This window comes from Cyclobacteriaceae bacterium (assembly GCA_025808415.1).
Lineage (GTDB): Bacteria > Bacteroidota > Bacteroidia > Cytophagales > Cyclobacteriaceae > UBA2336.
Genome location: CP075525.1, coordinates 1749321 through 1769880, shown reverse-complemented (window position 1 = coordinate 1769880; position 20560 = coordinate 1749321). Strand labels below are relative to the sequence as shown.

Here is a 20560-nt window from a genome sequence, read left to right as displayed (position 1 = left end):
TAGGTAAAGAACCTGTAGCAAATACAAAAAAAAAGGACTGGTCATGCCCAGTCCTTTTTTATCTGTTAATTCTTTTACTCAACTATCGACTTCCTCATTTTGGCCACAACAGCCGATATCGTTTCAAGGTTCTTATCACTCAGGACCATGTCTGCACGGTTGTTCCTTATTTTTTCTTCGATATCCAAAGAGTTGTAGGCATCTTCAAGTTCTTTCAGGTCACGTACCATACCGCTAACGGGGTCAGTTTGTTCAATGGCCGAAAGCATTTTAAGCAATTCAGACACAGATTTCTTTTGGTTAAGGATAACCTGGATTACCGGGGTAAGGATAACGTTGCGGGTATCGGTTGGCAATAAATCCTTTGGATAGGTATTTACCAGGCCGGTTGAAATATGGAGGCCTTCTACAAAACTGCCGGCCACCACCAATGCGGCCTGCTTGTTGCGCGTATCATCACGCAGGAATTTTTCTGTTTCTTTAATGGATTCATCCAACAGTTTCGCCAGGGAATCCTTATTGGAAATGTTGGCCTCGAACCGTTTCAGAATTTCAATATCAAACGTACCGATAACCCCCAGGTAATCCGCCAGGGTTTTACAGGCATTCAGGTATTCAATCGCTTCTTGTGTTTTGTCATACGAAGTGAGGTAGCCTATATCAGCTGTGTAGACACCCAGGTTGAGGGATGCTTTATCCGAACGGTTAGTATACTGATCCACTTTGCTGCGCGCGTTTAACAAACCTTGGTTAAACTCAGCGCCTGTTTGCTGGATCAGGTAAGGGATTTCGGTAGGTGACGGAATATTATAGACAACATCTTCGATGGAAGACCGCAAGCCTTCTTCGGCTTCCTTAAATTCATCGGAATTATTCTTTTTGTCCCCTGAAGAACCGCAAGCACTAAGCCCGAGTATGAGGGCAAAACAGAAAAAGAGATACAGGGAGTTTTTGTAATTCATAGTTTCGGTTGAGTTTAGAAGGTCAATTTTAACACATTTTTCGGTGCCATAAAAACCTAAAAAAGAACAATTTTAAGGGCATTTCTTCGGCATTATCCCGGTTTTGTATTAAGTTTATATGAACGGCTTTAATCCGTACAAATCGTGAGCGGCATAGTAGATACAACCGTATTGATTGACGACAGCGAGATCGATCTTTTTATCCAGAGGCGTTTCCTGGAGGTATTTGGCTTTACGAATAACCTAATTGCCTATAAATCAGCACAAGAGGCCATCGACTCCCTTTCAAGTGAGGCGAGTGGGGCTCCACCCGATGTCATCTTCCTCGACCTGAACATGCCCAACATTGATGGCTTCGGCTTTTTGGAAAGTTTTGAAAAAATGGATGACCGCATCCGGGAAAAATCAAGGATTGTGGTGTTGACCAGTTCCAATAACAAGCACGATAAAGACCAAGCATTTAAATACAAAAATGTGATCCAGTATATCACCAAGCCTATTAAACAAAGTGATATCGACAACCTGAAGAAGATTTTAAGCAAACAATAATCCTACCCTAGCCTTTAGCGGTCGAGCCATTGCCTGAATTCCTGTACCCGCTCCCTTGCCACGATGCAGTCTTCAGCTTTTGCCCCGGGAAGAACCAATTTTAGCCGGCTGTTGCTATAGTTTACGATATCCCTGATCGCACCTGCACCCACTAAATATTTGCGGTTAATACGAAAGAACCTGGTGGGGTCAACCATCCCTTCGAGCTGATCAAGGGTGAAATCGATAATGTGGTTCCTGCCGTCCTGCGTATGGCAAAAGGTTGCCTTATCGGCACTAAAAAAGTAATCAACATCTTTTACTTCGATGGTGCGTAAGTGCTCCCCAACCTTAACCACAAACCGCTCTTTATATTTCCGCGAAAGCAGTTCCACTACCTTACCAATACTCTCCGTAATCTTTTGCGGTGTGCCAGGCTGCTTATGTGTGAGCCTGTCAAACTTCGTTAAAGCGGCCTTAAGCCCGGTTTTGTCAACTGGTTTGAGGATATAATCAATACTATTCACCTTAAAAGCTTTAAGTGCGTACTCATCGTAAGCGGTGGTAAAAATCACAGGCGATTGGATGTCAATCATTTCAAAGATTTCAAAACTCAATCCATCGCCCAGTTGAATATCCATAAAGATCAGGTCCGGGGCAGGATGGTTGTTCAACCATTTTACGGAGCGCTTAACCGAATCGGCAGTACCTGAAACGACAACATCCGGAACAACCTCGCGGATAAGGCTTTCCAATCGCCTGGCGGCATGCATTTCATCTTCAATAATCAATACATTCATGTGGCTGCCCGCTCAATCATTGGAATTCTGACTACAAATTTTTCGGTTGATTCCTCCACCTCAACTTTTTGATTGGTCAGGAACTCATACCGCAACTGTATATTGCTAAGGCCAACACCTGCCGATTCTTCGGCCAGCACTTTCTTTTTTTGCAGGGTATTTTCTACAACTATAAAGTTGTTTAACGAGAATATACGCACTGTCAATGGCTGATCGGTGGAGATAACATTATGTTTGATGGCGTTCTCAATAAGCATTTGTAATACGAGGGGCGGAAAATCGGTTTTCACGTGATCAAGTTCAATGGAAATGCGGAGGTTATCACCAAACCTGATCTTTTGAAGAAAAAGATACGAGTCGAGAAACTTTAACTCATCTTCTTTGGATACCAATTCCCGATCGCGTGTGTCCAGCACATAGCGATAAACTTCCGATAGTTGTTTTACAAATTTGGCAGCGAGGTCTTTATCTTCGTAAATCAGGTTTGTAAGCGCGTTAAAGCTGTTAAACAAAAAGTGTGGGTTAACCTGGCTTTTCAGGCTTTCATAACGGGCTGTCATGCTTTCATATTTTAGCTTCTCAGCCGCCAAAGCAGTTTCCTTCCAATTAATCAAAAAGGCCCTGCCATGCATAAACATGGAAATAAGAAATGTAATAACAAGGCTGGAATAAATCATTTCGGAAACATCGCGTATGTGGTAATCAAGGGCCAGGCGATAAAATTGAACAATAATATAAACCGCCACTACAGTAAAAAGTATGGTAGCTGCCAAGCCCACCAATAAACGCCTTACCGGGTAGACTGTCCACGAAATTTTTTCATTTAAAAAATCGGCCGTTAGGGCATTCCCTACCCATAGGGCAATCCACAAGATTGAGAAAAATGAAGCCAGTTTTATGAACTTATCAAACGCATGCGCGCATGAACGGCACGCAAAAACCGACATTACGCAACCCACTATAATTAATACTATAGTGGTTGATAGGTATTCCCTCAACTTTTCTGATTTTAACCTTCGGATGAGGAACAGTACAATCACCGAAATAATGCTGATTAGTAAAATAAATCCGTAAACCATACCTAATGGTTAATTTATAGAAGTAAAGAAAAGCATTATTCGTGAAAAGGTCTTTCTCTTACGATAACGCTTCGTGGAATGACATGCCGGTGGCTAGTTTCTTCCGGTATGTCCGCACCCAATAAATAATTAATGGAACCCCTACCAGGCTGGGCCATAGCCACTGTATTACACCTGGCATAAAATGCATGACTTGTGCTGAAAAAGCTGTAACCGAGGCAATAAACCCACCCAGCATGCTTCCAATATGCCGATAAAACCAACTGAACTTGTCGTCCGGAGGTTTTATATAGCTTTTCGCTTCATTGTACACCATAATCAAACCGCCCGATCCAAAACCAGCAGATAACAATCCGAAGGCTGCTTGGCCTGTAACTACATGATGCATACCCCAAACAAAAAATGATAGATTAAACAATCCAGCCAGTGATCCTGCCATCCAATCAAACCATGTAACACCTTTGCCCTGATGAATTTGCTTACGATACAATGCGCGATAACCAACATAGACCGAGTAGTAACTAAATACTGCTATCAGCAACAAGAAGGGGATCCACTTTACGGTAGAAAGAATAATCGCTGAGAAGCAAATCCAGGTCATGCACCAAAAGAAAATCTTCCCCCAAAGCCGGTGTGCCTTACTACCTTTTCGAACAAGCATGGCAAGGGGCGCAACAATAAGCGAAATTATTCCGGCAAGTATGTGGGTGTACGTTAGGAGTTTAATCATGGTTGTTTGGGTAGTTAGGAAAAAGTATATTATCTGAAGCTATGAGTTTCGAGCTTTTAGCTGCAAGCCTCAAGCTTGTGTCTTGTAGCTAGAAGCTTTCAGCTCGAAACTAATAGCTTATATTTTGGTCTATTCACACTGCGCTTTCATTCCTTCAGCTATTTGCTTACCCCAAACTGGCGCAAGCGGATTGGCCGACTTGTATGTTTCAAATTTCTCTAATGCTCTGTTCAAGGTCCCACAAGCTTCGGCCGTTGACGCACCAAAAAACTGAGCCGTGCCGTATTGCATTTGTGCCATCAGGCTAAGCGCCCTCGGGTTCTCGGGGTTCAAGGCAATGGCCTTGCCGAAATTTTGCATGGCCAAGCCTGAGTATTGCTGGCCGCGCGAAGCAGGATCAACCGTAACGCGGATCATATGAACAAAACCTTCTAAGGCAACAATTTCCGATTCGGTACTGGTTATGGTCTTAGCTTTATCAATGGCTTTTAGTGCCAGGTCAAGGTAGGGATCCTTTTTCTGTACTTCCTTTTCGCGGCTGGCCATCATTACATAGCCAAAGCCTGCATAATAAAAGGGTTCCCACTTGGTTTTCTCCGCATCTGCGATGCGCTCAAAGGCATTAACAGCTGCTTGAAGTTCATCGATGGTGTTAGCAGTATAAACCACCTGTATATTTTTTTTCATGGATTCGGTGTAGCGGTCGTTGGCAGCAGAATTAAATGCCAATAAGGCCAATGCTAACAATGCGAGTGGAATAATGTTGATCGTTTTCATACGTGTAATGGGTTAGTGTTAAAGACTTGGTAGTTGGTTAATGGTTTTGTTTTTTGAAAGGGTAATAAATACGCCCAGGAATACGAAGCGAGGCGCGGCTTGCCGTATGGGGCGGTTGTTAAAAATACCCTCACTATTGGGTGTATGGCTATACTCGTAACCGAAAATATTATCGCGGCCCAACAGGTTGGTGCAAGAGAAATAAACAATCAGGTTAGGTTTGGGCAGGTAACTGATGTTGCCGCTTAAATCCTGATAGCTTTTGGTTTTACTTCCGTTGAAATCATCTTCGTTCGGGTTGTTGTATGGCCTGCCGCTGGTGAAGGAATACGTAAATCCGATTTGCGATTTGATTTTTGAAATAAAATGCTTGTACACCAAGGAGAAGTTATGTGCCGAGGCAAATGAAGGGGTAACTGCGTAGGGTGTATTCAGGTAGTTACGCTCAGTATCCAAAAAAGAATAGGAAACCCAGTAGTCGATGTTGCGAAAGGTTTGGTTATCGCGCCAGAAAAATTCAACACCGCGGGCAAAACCACTGCCATCGTTGGTAAGCTCGGTCGGGTTGCCATTATTAAACTTTACCAAATCGCGGTAGGTTTTGTAATACGTTTCTACCCGAAATGTTCTTCGGTTGTCAATGACCTGGTAATTGAGAATGTAGTGATCGGCTTTTTCGGCTTCGAGGCCAGTGTTCCACCGCAACCATTCATTTTTAGGCGATTGCCGGAATTGACCATAGGCCAATGAAACCTGTCCTTTTTTTCCGGTTTTGTATGCGAGCGAAATCCGAGGGTCAACCGATGCCCGGTTGAGTAAACTATTGTGCTCAAACCTTCCGCCTACTCGGGTAACAAATTTGTTGCTCGTGTACACATCGGCTTCAGTAAAGGCTGCTGTAATAATTTCATTAAATCCAAGCACCACTAATGAAGTATCCACACCGGCCTGGTAACTGCGTTTGATCATTTCGGCACCGGTGCGCAGTTCAACCTTGTCGGACAATGAGCCGTCAAAAGCCACCTTGGCGTGTATGCCTTCATCAAAATCATTCAATCCAAGGTCACCGCGTTTCATATCATTGGCTGTTAGTGTATAGGAAACGCCACTGCGCACCATCCACTTTTTGTTCAGTGCTGTTTTGTACGACCCGTTGAGGTAGCGAAACTTGTTGGTCAGGTCGAGGAGTGTTTTTACTGAAGGGTCATCAATATCATGCTGGTAGAGTGAAAAGTTTGAATGGTTAAAATTTCCGTAAACTTTAAACATACCGGCCGGCCCCACACGTTGCCGGTAAGCTGAACTGGCTCCCCATGAAACGGGTGCTTTATCCCAATCAACCTCCTGGTTGATCAACCCGAAATACGGCCTGATATTAGTGTAGCTAACTTTGCCCGCCCACGATGCCCTTTCCCAGGCTTGTGTATGGGCTACATCGGCACCTACCGAAAGTATTCCTATATCGGTGCGCGAAAGTTGCTCCTCATCTTTTGAGTCGAGCACCAAAGCTGAAGAAAGCGCCTGGCCATACTCTGCCGAATAGCCCCCGGTGCTGAAGCTTGTTCCTTTAAACATGAAGGGAAGAAAACGCTGACGTGTGGGCGTGTTTGGTGCAGCGGGACCATAGGCATCCAGCACCAGTATACCATCAATAAAGGTGCGGGCTTCGTTGCCATCGCCACCGCGCACAAAAAGCCTTCCTTCTTCGCCCACTTTTTGCGTGCCCGGCAAGGTATTCAGTGCCCCTGCAATGTCGGCTGTGGCGCCTGCCGTGGTCGCAATATCCAATGCTTTAAAAATCGTCCTGCGCGACTCGTCACTGGCAGCAAAGGCACCTGCGGTAATGGTTACTGCCTCCAGTTGGTTAACTTCCTCCTTAAGGGTTACCGATAAATTGTTTTGCGGTTTACTTAAATCAATCTGTAAACGAAATTCTTTGTAACCAATAAATTTCACCGCCAGGGTTTGCAGGCCTAGCTCGGCAGTGGTAAACAAAAACTTGCCGTCAGTGCCCGATGTTGCGCCATCGTAGGTATCCAATAACAATACGTTTGCTCCGGGCACCGGTTCGCCCTTCGCATCAACTACGGTTCCGGAAATTTTTGTTTGCGCTGCTAAGGTTCCGGTAACCAGAACAAAAACGAGGATAAGTATTCTTTTCACGGGCTGGTCCATTTTTTTGCTTTGTGGAGTAAAAATGGTTGGCCTTATAAAGCATTTCGAAAAAGAGTTACCCGATTGTTGTGTTTACCGGATGAATTGTAGGAACCTTATACTGAACTGTTTTTGGCTTACCGTGAAAACTTGCCAGAATGGTTAAAAAACAATATTGAAAGTAAGCCGGAACACGAAATTTTTAGATGGCTGGTCCAATTGATAGGGTCCATAACGATAAAACACACTTCCTCCTAACCCATAATAAGCTACGTTGGCATACTTCCAACGAATAAGGTTGTTCAAACCAACACCAGATTCATAGAAACCTTTACGAAAATCAGTTAAAGCAAAGTCAGGTAAGTTGTGGGATTGCCTGTACTTTAAGAGGCCAATGCCCGCATGCTGATACAACACAAGTTCGGGCTTGCTATACTGGGTATCAAACAAGAAGCTACCAAAATTATGATGAAAGAATACAGAAGCATATTGTGATGCGGTGAATTCATACAGGTCCATGGTTTGAAAGAACCCATCAACATAGGCTCCGGTAACTTCACGTGCACCACGGCCGGTATAGAGTTGTCCGTAGGGTGCTATACCATCTATCATACCCGCGTATACCGCCAACCGTGTTATGCCCTTTGGGCGGTGCTTTAGCTGAAACCGTGAAACCCATTCGTAACGATTGTAGGCAAAATCCTGCGCGCCAAATAAAGAATTTGTGCGGGCATAGGTTACCGAAATAAATGGCCACTCCCTTCCTAGAAAAATTTTCTTACCGGCCAGCCGGGTAAAGTTTTCACGGCCTGCATACCGTAAGGTTACCCCTGCTTCGGAGAGATTAAAAACTGCCAGGTTTTCTCCTTTAAAAGTAAGCTCGTAGTTATAGGTTGGATTAATTTCAACACGGCTTGAGTAGATCAACGCGTTGAGCCTGGGCAACAATTTTGCACCAGCTTCCAACCGAAAGGCCTCTGTTTGATCATAGCGCGAACTTAAGAGCTTGCGAAAACGATCGGCCGGCACAAGCAAATTCTGGTTTTCGGTTTCGTGCGAATAACCGGTTTCGTAAATATCATTTCTGTAAGCCGCCTGCAGATAAACATCTTTGTTGGCATTCAGCGTAAAGCGCACATCAGCACCATACTTAACTTCCCTATCTTTAAATCCGTAGGCTACATACCCACCCAGTCTCAACCATGTTGAAAACATGGGTGAGGTATATAAACCGGTACCCAAACGCAATCCTTCATGAACATTTACGCGCATAAGTTTTGTCAGATCCGCTTCGAAGTAACCTAATGGCCAGGCCTGTGTGGCCGCAGCATTTAAAAATTTATCTATCCACTTTATACGTGCCATGGCCGAATCAAGCGTGGTGTAAGTCCTGGCTTCCTTCATGTCGATAGGTGCGTTCCTATACCGGTTGAGCAACTCATCATTAAGCTGGGGTTGCGGAATGGTTAAATCCACTTTTATATCGCCAAATGAAGAGCGTTTTAACTCAGGATTGATTTTAACATCGCGAATAAAACTGCGGTGTTGCGCCATCATATACCGGTCGGCTATTTTCAGATCATTAAAATAAATGTCGGTGTTGAGTTGATCAGGAAACCATTTACCATCCACCTTATTGTAATGCTGTTGTATCAATATTCCGGTTAAGGCTAGCGTATCGGCCGAAGCGGCAATTACATTTTTTATTGCATAGCCATCGGTGCTGATTGAAACCATGCCTTTCAAACCGTTGATCAATTTTCCTTTTTTAGGTTCGTATTGAATGATGTAAACGGTATCGGCTTCAAAAAATGTGGTGTCGGTTAAGTAAAAATTATAGCGGGTTTCAGAGTTTTTACTGATCGGGTTTAAAAAATCTTTTCCCAGCAAAGAGATGATGTCCTTATAAAAAGAAAATGGCTGATAGTCGGTGGCCACATTGGCAAACAGCGGGCTTTTAAAACCCGAAGCACGAAAAGCGAGCAGTGTTTCTTTATCGCGATTTGGGTTGATAACCTTTTTCTCGGTTACTGATTCGGTCATGAAAAGGTGCATTTTTTCAGCAAGGCTCTCAAACTGAAGAAACTCCTTTTCGGATTTGGTTAACGTTGTGGTATCCGCCTTAGCGCGAAACCCATTTAATTTTATAAGGTAAGCTGAATCAACTTCGCTGGGCTTGATCACAAATTTGTTATAGGAATGATACGCGTACGATTCAAGGTTATCCGGATCGTGTAATTTCCTGTTTTTAACCGCTTCGCGAACAATGCGCAAGGCCGGGTTTTCACCGGCAACAAAAACAAGTTCCTGCAGTACCGTTAAGCCGGGCACCAACCTTACAACTGCATTTTGCTGCAGAAATTCAATAGTAACTTGCCTGCGTTTATAGCTTACATGCGAAAGCAGGATATTACCGGAGTAACCCGCGGGTAACCGCAGTTCATAGTGCCCATCAATGCTTGTGGTGGTCCCACTTACGCCATCATCCAGGATGAGGTTGGCAAAAGCCACAGGCTCAAGCCGGAGGCTATCAACTACTTTACCCCGTAATACCTGCTGTGCCCATGAACCCAGGCTTGCAGCCCCGAAAAGAATGATCCATAAACATCGCATAAGCCTTTAGTATATCAGTCAGCCCATAAATTACACCTCCTGTATTTTTAAGATGCTAAATGGTGCTATTTAATGGATTGGCTTATTTTTGCGGGTTCTAACAAAAGTAAAGCATTGTAATGGCCGAATACAGCAAAGAAGAGATCAGACGCATTGAGCAAAAATGGCAGGATAAATGGGAAAAGGGCGGAATCTATACAGTAGAAACTGACCCCTCAAAGCCAAAGTACTATGTGCTGGATATGTTCCCCTACCCCTCAGGGGCCGGACTTCATGTGGGGCACCCCCTCGGCTATATTGCCACTGATATTGTATCGCGGTACAAGCGCTTAAAAGGTTTCAATGTGCTGCACCCCATGGGCTTTGATGCCTTTGGCCTTCCGGCAGAACAATACGCCATCCAAACTGGTCAGCATCCCGCCATTACCACCGCCAGGAATATCGAAACCTATAAGCGTCAACTCAGGCAAATCGGTTTCTCTTACGACTGGAGCCGTGAAGTACAAACCTGCGACCCTAAGTACTACAAATGGACACAATGGATCTTCATGCAGTTGTTTAATGCGTGGTACAACAAAAAGCCGATAGCCAATGGCCAATTGTCAATAGAAGGAAAGACAGAACACATCAATACATTGGTTGCTGAATTAGAGAATAACGGTAATCAGCGTATTCAAGCAGCGTGCGATGACGATACACCTATTATTACGGCCGATGAATGGAATAGCTTTAATGAAAAAGAAAAGGAGAGCTTTCTGCAACATTACCGAATAGCTTACCAAAGCGAAACCATGGTAAACTGGTGTGCCGCGTTAGGCACCGTACTTTCAAACGATGAAGTGAAAGATGGTGTGAGCGAGCGTGGCGGCTACCCGGTTGAACGTATAAAAATGCTGCAATGGAGTATGCGTATTTCGGCCTATGCCGAACGGTTGCTTGCCGGATTGGATGCGATCGACTGGCCGGAGCCTTTGAAAGAAATGCAACGCAACTGGATTGGAAAGAGCAAAGGCGCACAGTTGGAATTCAATATTCAACATTCAACCTTCAGGATTGAAGTATTCACAACGCGCATCGATACTATTTTTGGCGCTACATTTTTAGTGCTGGCGCCCGAACATGAACTCGTGGATAAAATCACTACCGAGGCGCAACGCAACGAAGTAAACGCCTATGTTGAAGTAGCAAAAAACCGCAGCGAACGCGAGCGCATGAGCGAAGTGAAACGCGTAAGCGGTGCCTTTACGGGCGCATACGCCATCAATCCGTTTAACAACGAGCGCATTCCTGTCTGGATTTCGGATTATGTTTTGGCCGGTTACGGTACAGGTGCTGTTATGGCGGTTCCCGGTCATGATGAACGCGACCATCGGTTTGCGAAACACTTTGGTTTACCCATTGTGCAGGTGGTTGAAGGCCCCAGCGTTGAAAAAGAAGCCTTTGTTAGCTGGGATGCACAAATCATCAACTCCGGTTTCATGAACGGGCTTACCGTTAATGAAGCCATTGAAGCCGGGATTAAGTTTGTGGAAGAAAAAGGAATTGGTAAGGGCAAAGTGAACTACCGCATGCGCGATGCCATTTTCGGCAGGCAGCGCTATTGGGGCGAGCCCTTTCCTGTTTACTTTAAAGATGGCATTCCAAAACTGGTAGCGGAAAAAGATTTGCCCGTTACCCTGCCTGAAATTGACGAATATAAACCAACCGAAACCGGTGAGCCACCGTTGGCCAGGGCAAAGAACTGGAACTACAACGGCCATGCGTATGAACTTACCACCATGCCCGGCTGGGCAGGTTCAAGCTGGTATTGGTTCCGGTATATGGATCCGCAGAATGATGATGCCTTCTGCTCTCGGGAAGCTGAGCAATACTGGCAGGATGTTGACCTGTACATGGGCGGCAGTGAACACGCCACCGGGCATTTGCTGTACTCGCGCTTCTGGTGCAAGGCCTTAAAAGATTTAGGCTATGTTAGTAAAGAGGAGCCTTTTAAAAAGTTGATTAATCAGGGGCATATACAAGGCATGTCAAAGTTTGTTTACAGAATAAATGGCACAAATAAGTTCGTTTCAAAGAACCTGAAAAACGGGTACGAAACAACCGCTTTACATGCAGATGTAACCCTTGTGGATAACGATGTGCTCGACATTGAAGGCTTTAAAAATTGGCGAACCGATTTTGCAAATGCGGAGTTCATCCTGGAAAACGGAAAATACATCTGTGGTTCAGAAGTAGAGAAAATGTCAAAGTCGAAGCACAACGTTGTTAACCCTGACGACATTATTTCCAACTATGGTGCCGATACTTTGCGTTTATACGAAATGTTCCTGGGGCCCTTGGAGTTAAGTAAACCCTGGAACACCAACGGCATTGATGGTGTCTTTAAATTTTTGCGTAAGTTCTGGAACCTGTTCCATGATGCACAAGGTAACTGGAATGTGAGCGATGCAACCCCTGCACGCGATGAATTAAAAGTACTTCATAAAACGTTAAAGAAAGTTGAACAGGACATCAACAACTTTTCGTTTAACACCACCGTGAGTGAGTTCATGATTTGTGTAAATGAGTTGGGCTCGTTGAAGTGCAATAAGAAAGAAATCCTGCAACCCCTGGTCATTGCCCTCGCCCCTTACGCCCCGCACATTACCGAAGAGCTGTGGGAAAAACTGGGCCATACGAATTCCATTTTGAAAGCGAAGTTCCCTGCCGTTAATGATGAGTACCTGAAAGAAAGTTCGTTCGAGTATCCCATTTCCATCAACGGCAAGGTGCGCACCAAAATGGAATTCGCCCTTGACATGCCGAAGGAAGACATTGAAAAACTGGTACTGGCATCGGAGGCCGTAACCAAATGGACCGAAGGCAAGCCACCCAAAAAAGTTATTGTGGTGCCCGGCAAGATTGTGAATGTGGTAGTTTAACGGGTAAAAACCAGGTTCAGAGATTCTGCTGCAGCTTCAGGTATATCCCTGACCTGCATTTTCTGTGATGGTTGCATTGAATACCTTTGCACCCATGAAAATTCTGGTCATAGAGGATGATGCGCGGGTTTCAGAACTTATAAAAAGAGGGCTGGACGAACAGGGCTTTGAAACCACTGTGGCTTACGATGGCCTTGCGGGAAAAAAACTCGTGTCACAACACGATTATGACCTGGTGATAACAGACATTATCCTTCCAAAATTAAGCGGGCTCGAAGTGTGCAAAGAAATAAACCGGCTTAAGCCACACGTGCCGATTATCATGCTAACAGCCTTAGGAACTACCGATGACAAAGTGGAGGGTTTCGATGCCGGGGCGGATGATTACCTGGTAAAACCTTTTGAAATGCGTGAATTATTAGTGCGTATTCGTGCGTTGCTAAAGCGAAACAGCAAAACAACCGGTAATGCGACCCACGTTTTAACCTATGCCGATCTTGAAATGAACCTCCACACCAAAATCGTAAAGCGGGACCAAACAGAAATCAGCCTTACCCCCAAGGAATTCAACCTGCTGCATTTCATGCTTTCAAACCCTGAGCGGGTTTTGTCGCGAACAGAAATTGCCGAGAAGGTATGGAATACACATTTTGATACAGGTACAAATTTTATTGATGTGTACATTAATTATCTGCGAAAAAAGATTGATAAGGAATTCGATAAAAAACTTATTCATACCAAGTCGGGCATGGGCTTTATACTGAAGGCTGAATAATGCAGATCAGAACACGACTCACGTTATTGTTTACCGCCATTACGGCCGGCATCCTGTTGGCCTATGCTTCCGTTATTTACTATTCGGCTAAGGAAACCCGTGAACAGGAATTTTATGTCGTATTGAAACGGGAAGCAATAACCAAAGCCAACCTGTTTTTGAGCGCCAAGACAGATGCTACAACCTTACAAAATATTTACCGCAGCAACCGCCAGATACTCAATGAAGTTGAAGTAGCTATTTATGATAAAGACTTTAATCTACTTTATCATGATGCGGTAGACATCGACTTTGTTAAAGAAACACCCGACATGATTAACGAAATTTTCAACAAGGGCGAAATACAATTTTATCAGCAAAACTGGCAGGTTATCGGCTTGCGCTTTGAATATGAAGAAAAAATCTACATCATCACCGCTGCTGCGTACGACCAATATGGGTACAGCAAACTTACTGGCTTGCTGCGTGACAGTATTGTTGTTTTCATCATCGCCATATTATTCATCTATATAGCAGGCCGCTTCTTTTCCAAAAAAGCCTTTGAACCCGTTAAGGAAATGACCGAAAAGGCGCGCAAAATCTCCGCGACAAACCTGGACTTACGGTTGAGCAGCAACGGAAACACAGACGAGCTGGCTCAATTGGCAAATACGTTCAACGAAATGCTGAGCCGCCTGGAAAATTCATTTGATGCCCAAAAACATTTCGTTTCCAATATTTCGCATGAACTGCGAACGCCCCTGGCCGCTATTATTGCCGAGTTGGAGTTGGCAACTACCGGTGAGCGTACTGCACATGAGTATAAATCGGCCTTTCAAAATGCGTTAGGCGATGCCAAAAAATTAGCGCGTTTATCAAACAGTTTGCTTGACCTGGCCAAAGCCAGTTACGACCCTTCTGAAATTTCCTTTAAACAAATTCGCATTGATGAAATCCTGTTGGATGCCCGGCAACAAGTTCAACTGGCTAATCCGCATTATAAAATTGATATTCATTTTTCGGAAAGCGGCAACGAGGATGAAATCACATTGCCCGGAAACGAGTACCTTTTAAAAACTGCCTTTGCCAACCTCTTTGAAAACGGCTGTAAATTTTCAACTGATAAACAAAGCAATGTTTCCGTTTACTTCAAAAATAATTCGATCGTATTAAAATTTTCGGATAAAGGTGTTGGAATTTCTTCACACGACTTAGAAAAAATCTTTACCCCGTTTTACCGTGGAGAAAATAAAACGGTAGCGGAAGGTAACGGCATCGGACTTTACCTGACCCAAAAAATTATACAGCTTCACAAAGGTAAAATAGTGGTGGAATCTGAACGTGGTTCGGGAACCATATTTGCAGTTGAGATGCATCATAATTAAATCTGCACTGATCTCCTACTTATTCTGCTCTTCCAAAACAATTGCCTTGCGAAAAATCAGTTCGCTAACCATCTTGGATAAACCATCGGGTTCAGAAACCTATATTTATTATCTTCAAATTCAAAAGAAAGTTATAATGAGTAAATACGATGCACCGCGTAAATATACTAAGAAAAGTGGCTGTCAATCCATTAAACTGCCTTTTTGATGATGTTAAGTAGATTGCCGGTTTCAATAGATCACTCTTTTTTGAATCACAAAAGGAAATACTTCAATATGGATTTAAGGTCGAGCAAATTTCCCCAAAAGGAAGACAGTTTTATTTCAAAAATTGATTGACACTAGAAAAGCACCAATTAAGGGGTAACACTTGGAACATAGCGTCAGAGACAGCATCCTCAAAACAACCACACAGTCCTCCTCGGATGACAAGAAATTCATCCCGCTAAAAAGTATTGCCCATATCGAAAACCATCTGTTGTTCAGTTTTCTTCAAAGCGATGTGGATGGGCTTACCAGGGAACTGGCAGAAGAAAAACTAAAAGTCATTGGTCACAATACAATCATCCACGAAAAAGCTCCTTCATGGCTGGTGCAATTGCTGCACGCTTTTATAAGCCCGTTCAATGCTATATTATTTACCATCGCTACCGTAACTTTTTTTATGGATGTGGTTTTGGTTCCCGAAGAACAACAGGATTACAAAACCATAATCGTGGTGTTGATCATGATCCTGCTCAGTTCCCTCACCAGGTTCTTCCAGGAATTCAGGAGCAACCGTGCAGCCGAAAAGTTGAAACGCATGGTCAAAACCACCGCCACGGTTATCCGCAAAAATACCGGTAAAACAGAAATAGATATCCGTGAGCTTGTACCCGGAGATATTGTTGCCCTTTCGGCAGGGGATATGGTACCAGCCGATTGCCGCATCATCCACTCCAAAGACCTGTTTATCAGCGAATCGGTACTAACAGGTGAATCGCTGCCCGTTGAAAAAAACGATCGGCCCGTTAACGGTGCAGAAAAGAAATCCATTCTTGAATTAAGTAACCTTTGCTTTATGGGCACTAACGTGGTGAGCGGATCGGCCACGGCTATCGTAGTGACTACCGGCAATCAAACGTACTTTGGTTCTATCAGCAAAGCCATTACCGGTAGAGCTGTCGAAACCAGTTTTGAAAAAGGAGTAGTCAACGTAAGCATGCTGCTCGTGCGGTTTATGCTGGTAATGGTTCCCATCGTTTTCCTTGTCAATGGGCTTTCCAAAGGAAACTGGGTGGAAGCGCTGTTGTTTGCCATCGCAGTGGCGGTTGGGTTAACACCCGAAATGCTGCCCATGATCGTAACCACCAACCTGGCAAAGGGAGCTATAAACATGAGCCGGGAAAAGGTAATCGTGAAGCGGCTCAATGCCATCCAGAACATCGGGGCGATGAATGTGTTGTGTACCGACAAAACGGGAACGCTTACACTGGATAAGATTGTACTGACCAAACACCTGAACGTTTTTGGCGAAGACGATGATGAAGTGTTGAAGTGGGCCTATCTCAACAGCTTCCACCAAACCAGTTTAAAAAACCTGATGGATATTGCCATACTTGACAAGCGTGAAGAACTCCATGAAATCTTCAACCCACAGGAAGATTATAAAAAAATCGATGAAATCCCTTTTGACTTTTCGCGCAGGAGGATGTCGGTCATCCTTGAGAAAAAAGACCGGAAGCACCTGTTGATCTGCAAAGGTGCTGTAGAAGAAATGTTGGCGGTTTGTACCCATGCATTTGACCCGGGCGAAGACCGGCAACTTCATATTGAACGGGATGAAATTTTGCCGATGGATGAACAGATGCGTCAAACGGTATTGGCTACTTCACAAAAATTGAATGAAGAAGGGCTGCGCGTATTGCTGGTGGCCATCCGTGAGTTTAATGCCGGACCACCTACCTACTCGGTAGCGGACGAAAGTAACATGACATTTGCCGGCTTTATCGGATTTCTCGACCCGGCCAAACCATCAGCCGGGCCTTCTATTGCTGCACTTCAGGAATTGGGCGTAACCATTAAAGTACTAACCGGTGATAACGCCACGATTTCCAAAAAAATCTGCCGGGATGTGGGCATCCCTGTAACCAATATGTTGCTGGGCAGCGACCTTGAAGAGATGACGGAAGAGGAACTGAAATCGAAAATTGAGGATGTAACTATTTTTGCCAAACTCACGCCCATGCAAAAGTCGAGAATTGTAAAGGCGCTGCAGGCAAAAGGTCATACAGTTGGCTTCATGGGCGATGGCATTAATGACGCACCCAGCCTGCGCGATGCCGATGTGGGTATTAGCATCGACACCGCGGTTGACATAGCGAAAGAAAGTGCCGACATCATTTTGCTGGAGAAAGACCTGATGGTTCTTCGCAAAGGTGTGATCTACGGAAGAAGGACATTCGGTAATATTATCAAATACATTAAGATGGCCGCCAGCAGCAACTTTGGCAACATGTTCAGTGTGTTGGGGGCCAGTGCTTTGCTGCCCTTCTTGCCCATGCTTCCTGTACAGATTCTTGTGCAGAATTTACTTTACGATTTCTCGCAGGCGTCTATCCCGTGGGATACGATGGATGAGGAGTTCATTAAAAAGCCCAGGAAGTGGGATTCTTCCGGTATTGCACGCTTCATGGTTTTTATCGGGCCGGTGAGCTCGGTTTTCGATTATGCCGCTTTTGCAGTTTTGTTTTTTGTTTTTCACGCCAGCACGCCCGAACACCAGAGCTTATTTCAATCGGGTTGGTTCGTGGAAGGATTACTATCACAAACCCTGATTGTTCACATGATCCGCACTGAAAAGATCCCCTTCATTCAAAGCCGGGCAGCAACGCCCGTGCTGTGGGCTACCCTTTTCATAATGGCCGTTGGAATTTTTCTTCCGTTTTCCCCGCTTGCCGGTGCGCTCAAAATGCAACCGTTGCCATTAAGCTATTTCACCTGGCTAATTGCGATACTTTTATCATATTGTGTGCTTACACAAGGCGTAAAAGCATGGTTCATCCGTAGGTTTCATCAATGGCTGTAGTGCAAAGGTTTCTATTTACCCTGGAAAGAACTTCTGTTAAACATTCCTTGTTTTGCTATTCAGCATTTTCTCACTTACTTCGAATTAAAGTAGTGCAACTCATTATATGCATACCCTGAAAGGCTTTGTTTTCATGGCCATAATAATGACCTGTGCCGGTCTTACCTGCGCATCAAATTCAAACACCCTTCTTGATGGCACCCTTTTGCATTCCAGCATTGAGTCAAAAAATAACCCGTTGCACTCAGATCATATCCTGGCTTTTGCCGAAAAAACTGAAGAAGACTCCAATAAAAGTGATAAACAGTATAAGAAATCCTTCCGTTTTAAAATTGCTGACCTCAATCTGACACCTGTTGTCTTGTCAAGTTTACATTCCCATTCACTCATTAATCCATTTCACTGGGAATTTCTGATCCACTACCACCACCGTATTTTCCAGCGCTATGAAGTTTTTCGCATTTGATTCAATCCTGACCTTTCGGTTAGGGTTCAATTATCTGAAGCAACCTAGAAATTATTTTATTTCGTAAGCTCTACGACAAAATTTAGGACAGCTTTACAACGTAAATTTTCTCTTCAACTGAAAGGTGCGCCAAAGGCAATCTCCGGGTTTTTCTTTCCGGGAAATAAGTAAAAAATAGCTACCGGCTATTAAAGTTTATAAATCATAGCACATTTCTTCTATAAAATTTATGTACACCAACTCTATAAAAGCAGTAAAAAAACAACGAACAGGATTAATTCTTATGGTAGCATTACTGCTGATCTTCATTTCTACCGTTACCCGGATACTCTTACTCGGCAAGTCTGCAACAGATTTTGACTTTACAATCAGTAACCTGCTGGGGGTATTTACAATTGGTTTATTCTACGATGTTGTTAATGCTGCTTACTTCTGCATTCCTCTTGCCCTTTACTTTTGGTTTGTACCGCGTACTATCTTTAATAAACCATGGCATCGCTATTTGATTTACATTCTCTTCTTCATTTTTACAACAATATTACTCTTTAACGCTGCTGCCGAATGGCTCTTTTGGGACGAATTCAATACCCGTTTCAACTTTATTGCGGTAGACTACCTGGTTTATACAACAGAAGTAATCGGCAACATTGAGCAATCTTACCCAGTATATTGGATACTTTCGGCCGTTATCGGGGCAGCACTCGTTATTATCATCGCCCTAAAGCCTAAAATAAATTCCTACCAGAACGATAACCTCTCCTTTTTAAAGAGGACAAAATTAATGGCGCTCTATATCACTATCCTTACTGTAATTTTTATTTCCGTTTCCAGCACACAGCATCACTTCAGTACAAATGCCTATGCCAATGAGTTGGCAGGTAACGGAATGTACGAACTGTTTGCGGCTTATCGCAACAATGAATTGGATTACGAAAGGTTTTACAAGCACATTAACAAGGAGAAGGATTTTAAATTGTTTCACGAACTTATCAAAACTCCGGAAGCTGAATTTTCACCGGCCGATAGTTTGGGATTAATACGCACCATTATCAGTCCATTGCCAGAAAAGCGGATGAATGTTGTACTTATTAGTGTGGAAAGCCTGAGTGCTGATTTCATGAAACTTTTCGGGAACAATGAAAACATGACACCCTTTCTGGACTCGCTCGCACAGCATAGCCTGGTTTTTACTAACCTATATGCAACAGGAACACGCACGGTAAGAGGCCTTGAGGCATTATCCCTTGCTGTACCCCCGGTACCGGGGCAGTCTATTGTACGTAGGCCCAATAATGAAAACTTATTCTCGTTGGGCAGGGTGTTCAATGAAAAGGGCTATAAAAGTAAATTCATTTACGGTGGTTACGGCTATTTTGATAACATGAATTATTTCTTTCAGCATAACGGTTATCAGGCCATTGACCGGTCATCGTTGCGCAGTGAAGAAATCGATTATGAAAATATCTGGGGCGTGGCCGATGAGAATCTTTTTACACTTGCCCTCAGGGAAATTGATGAAACTACGGATGAGCACCCGGTTTTTGCCCATATCATGACAACCTCTAACCACAGGCCTTTTACATATCCGGAGGGACGGATTGACATACCATCCCACACCAACCGGAAAGGGGCGGTAAAGTACACCGACTATGCCATTGGAAAATTTATCAAAGAGGCCTCTGCCAAGAAATGGTTTAACAACACATTGTTTGTCATCGTTGCAGACCATTGTGCCTCCAGTGCCGGAAAAACCGAATTACCGGTAAACAAATATCACATACCCATGCTGGTATACTCACCCGGCTACATCGAGCCTGCGGTAATGAACCGGCTTATGAGCCAGATTGATGTTTGTCCAACCCTTCTGGGACTCTTGAATTTTTCGTACACTACAAAATTTTTAGGGTACGACATCTTTAAACTTGAGCCTGGTCGCGAACGTGCATTCATCAGCACGTACCAGAACCTCGGCTTTATAAAAGGCAATAACCTCGTTATACTTTCACCCCAACAAAAAGTTGAAACGTTTGTACTGGATGAAAATCTTAATCCTCGTCCGCAAGCACTTGATGAAAGCGTGGTTACTGAAGCCATCACCTGGTACCAAACAGCCAGCTATACATTTAAGAACAATTTAATGCGTTGAAATTTTTCCTTAACCGCACCTGGCATTACACCCATTGTTTATGGGCAGCTTTTTGATTTAACAGGGCAGTAAACTGCCTCTAATAAATTTCTAATCTTTTTCTAAAAGGTCTCTAACAGCCTCTTGCGTGAGGCTGTTTTAGTTTTGTTCCGATAAAAGTTCAATAAAAAATGGATTC

14 protein-coding genes are annotated in these 20560 nt (G+C 43.9%); 7 read left to right on the top strand and 7 right to left on the bottom strand.

Features of this window, described 5'->3' with window-relative positions; translation table 11 throughout:
• Positions 1 to 74 precede the first annotated feature (74 nt).
• Positions 75 to 962, bottom strand: coding sequence for a hypothetical protein (locus KIT51_08295; GenBank protein ID UYN88229.1), 888 nt, complete (start codon positions 960 to 962; stop codon positions 75 to 77).
• Positions 963 to 1106: 144 nt separating this feature from the next.
• Between KIT51_08295 and KIT51_08290 the strand changes: the two genes are divergently transcribed.
• The gene (locus KIT51_08290; protein ID UYN88228.1) at positions 1107 to 1511 is read left to right on the top strand and encodes a response regulator; all 405 of its coding nucleotides are present in this window, start codon (positions 1107 to 1109) and stop codon (positions 1509 to 1511) included.
• Positions 1512 to 1525: 14 nt separating this feature from the next.
• On the opposite strand, the gene KIT51_08285 is transcribed toward KIT51_08290, so the two are convergent.
• From KIT51_08285 to KIT51_08260, 6 genes are all read right to left on the bottom strand, one after another.
• Positions 1526 to 2290 carry a response regulator transcription factor gene (locus KIT51_08285; protein UYN88227.1) on the bottom strand — a complete coding sequence of 255 codons (765 nt, stop codon included), beginning with the start codon at positions 2288 to 2290 and terminating at the stop codon, positions 1526 to 1528.
• Positions 2287 to 3369 (bottom strand): histidine kinase, encoded by a 1083-nt coding sequence (locus tag KIT51_08280; GenBank protein ID UYN88226.1) that lies wholly within the window; start codon positions 3367 to 3369, stop codon positions 2287 to 2289. The genes KIT51_08285 and KIT51_08280 overlap by 4 nt, the downstream gene beginning before the upstream one ends.
• A 58-nt stretch (positions 3370 to 3427) precedes the next feature.
• Complete coding sequence (locus KIT51_08275; protein ID UYN88225.1) at positions 3428 to 4099, bottom strand: hypothetical protein; 672 nt, start codon at positions 4097 to 4099, stop codon at positions 3428 to 3430.
• Positions 4100 to 4228: 129 nt separating this feature from the next.
• Entirely contained in the window at positions 4229 to 4876 is a 648-nt protein-coding gene (locus tag KIT51_08270) for a hypothetical protein (protein ID UYN88224.1), read from the bottom strand.
• An 18-nt stretch (positions 4877 to 4894) separates the two neighbouring features.
• Positions 4895 to 7039 (bottom strand): TonB-dependent receptor, encoded by a 2145-nt coding sequence (locus tag KIT51_08265; GenBank protein UYN88223.1) that lies wholly within the window; start codon positions 7037 to 7039, stop codon positions 4895 to 4897.
• Positions 7040 to 7192: 153 nt separating this feature from the next.
• Entirely contained in the window at positions 7193 to 9643 is a 2451-nt protein-coding gene (locus KIT51_08260; GenBank protein ID UYN88222.1) for a carboxypeptidase-like regulatory domain-containing protein, read from the bottom strand.
• Positions 9644 to 9762: 119 nt separating this feature from the next.
• On the opposite strand from KIT51_08260, the gene leuS reads away from it, so the two are divergent.
• From leuS to KIT51_08230, 6 genes are all read left to right on the top strand, one after another.
• Complete coding sequence (gene leuS, locus KIT51_08255; protein UYN88221.1) at positions 9763 to 12564, top strand: leucine--tRNA ligase; 2802 nt, start codon at positions 9763 to 9765, stop codon at positions 12562 to 12564.
• 94 nt (positions 12565 to 12658) lie between these two features.
• Positions 12659 to 13339, top strand: coding sequence for a response regulator transcription factor (locus tag KIT51_08250; protein ID UYN88220.1), 681 nt, complete (start codon positions 12659 to 12661; stop codon positions 13337 to 13339).
• Complete coding sequence (locus tag KIT51_08245; GenBank protein ID UYN88219.1) at positions 13339 to 14703, top strand: HAMP domain-containing histidine kinase; 1365 nt, start codon at positions 13339 to 13341, stop codon at positions 14701 to 14703. Before KIT51_08250 ends, KIT51_08245 begins: the two co-directional genes overlap by 1 nt.
• Positions 14704 to 15073: 370 nt before the next feature.
• Entirely contained in the window at positions 15074 to 17770 is a 2697-nt protein-coding gene (gene mgtA / locus KIT51_08240) for a magnesium-translocating P-type ATPase (GenBank protein ID UYN88218.1), read from the top strand.
• A gap of 106 nt (positions 17771 to 17876) precedes the next feature.
• Positions 17877 to 18236 carry a hypothetical protein gene (locus KIT51_08235; GenBank protein ID UYN88217.1) on the top strand — a complete coding sequence of 120 codons (360 nt, stop codon included), beginning with the start codon at positions 17877 to 17879 and terminating at the stop codon, positions 18234 to 18236.
• A 283-nt stretch (positions 18237 to 18519) separates the two neighbouring features.
• The gene (locus KIT51_08230) at positions 18520 to 20382 is read left to right on the top strand and encodes a sulfatase-like hydrolase/transferase (protein ID UYN88216.1); all 1863 of its coding nucleotides are present in this window, start codon (positions 18520 to 18522) and stop codon (positions 20380 to 20382) included.
• Positions 20383 to 20560: the final 178 nt, after the last annotated feature.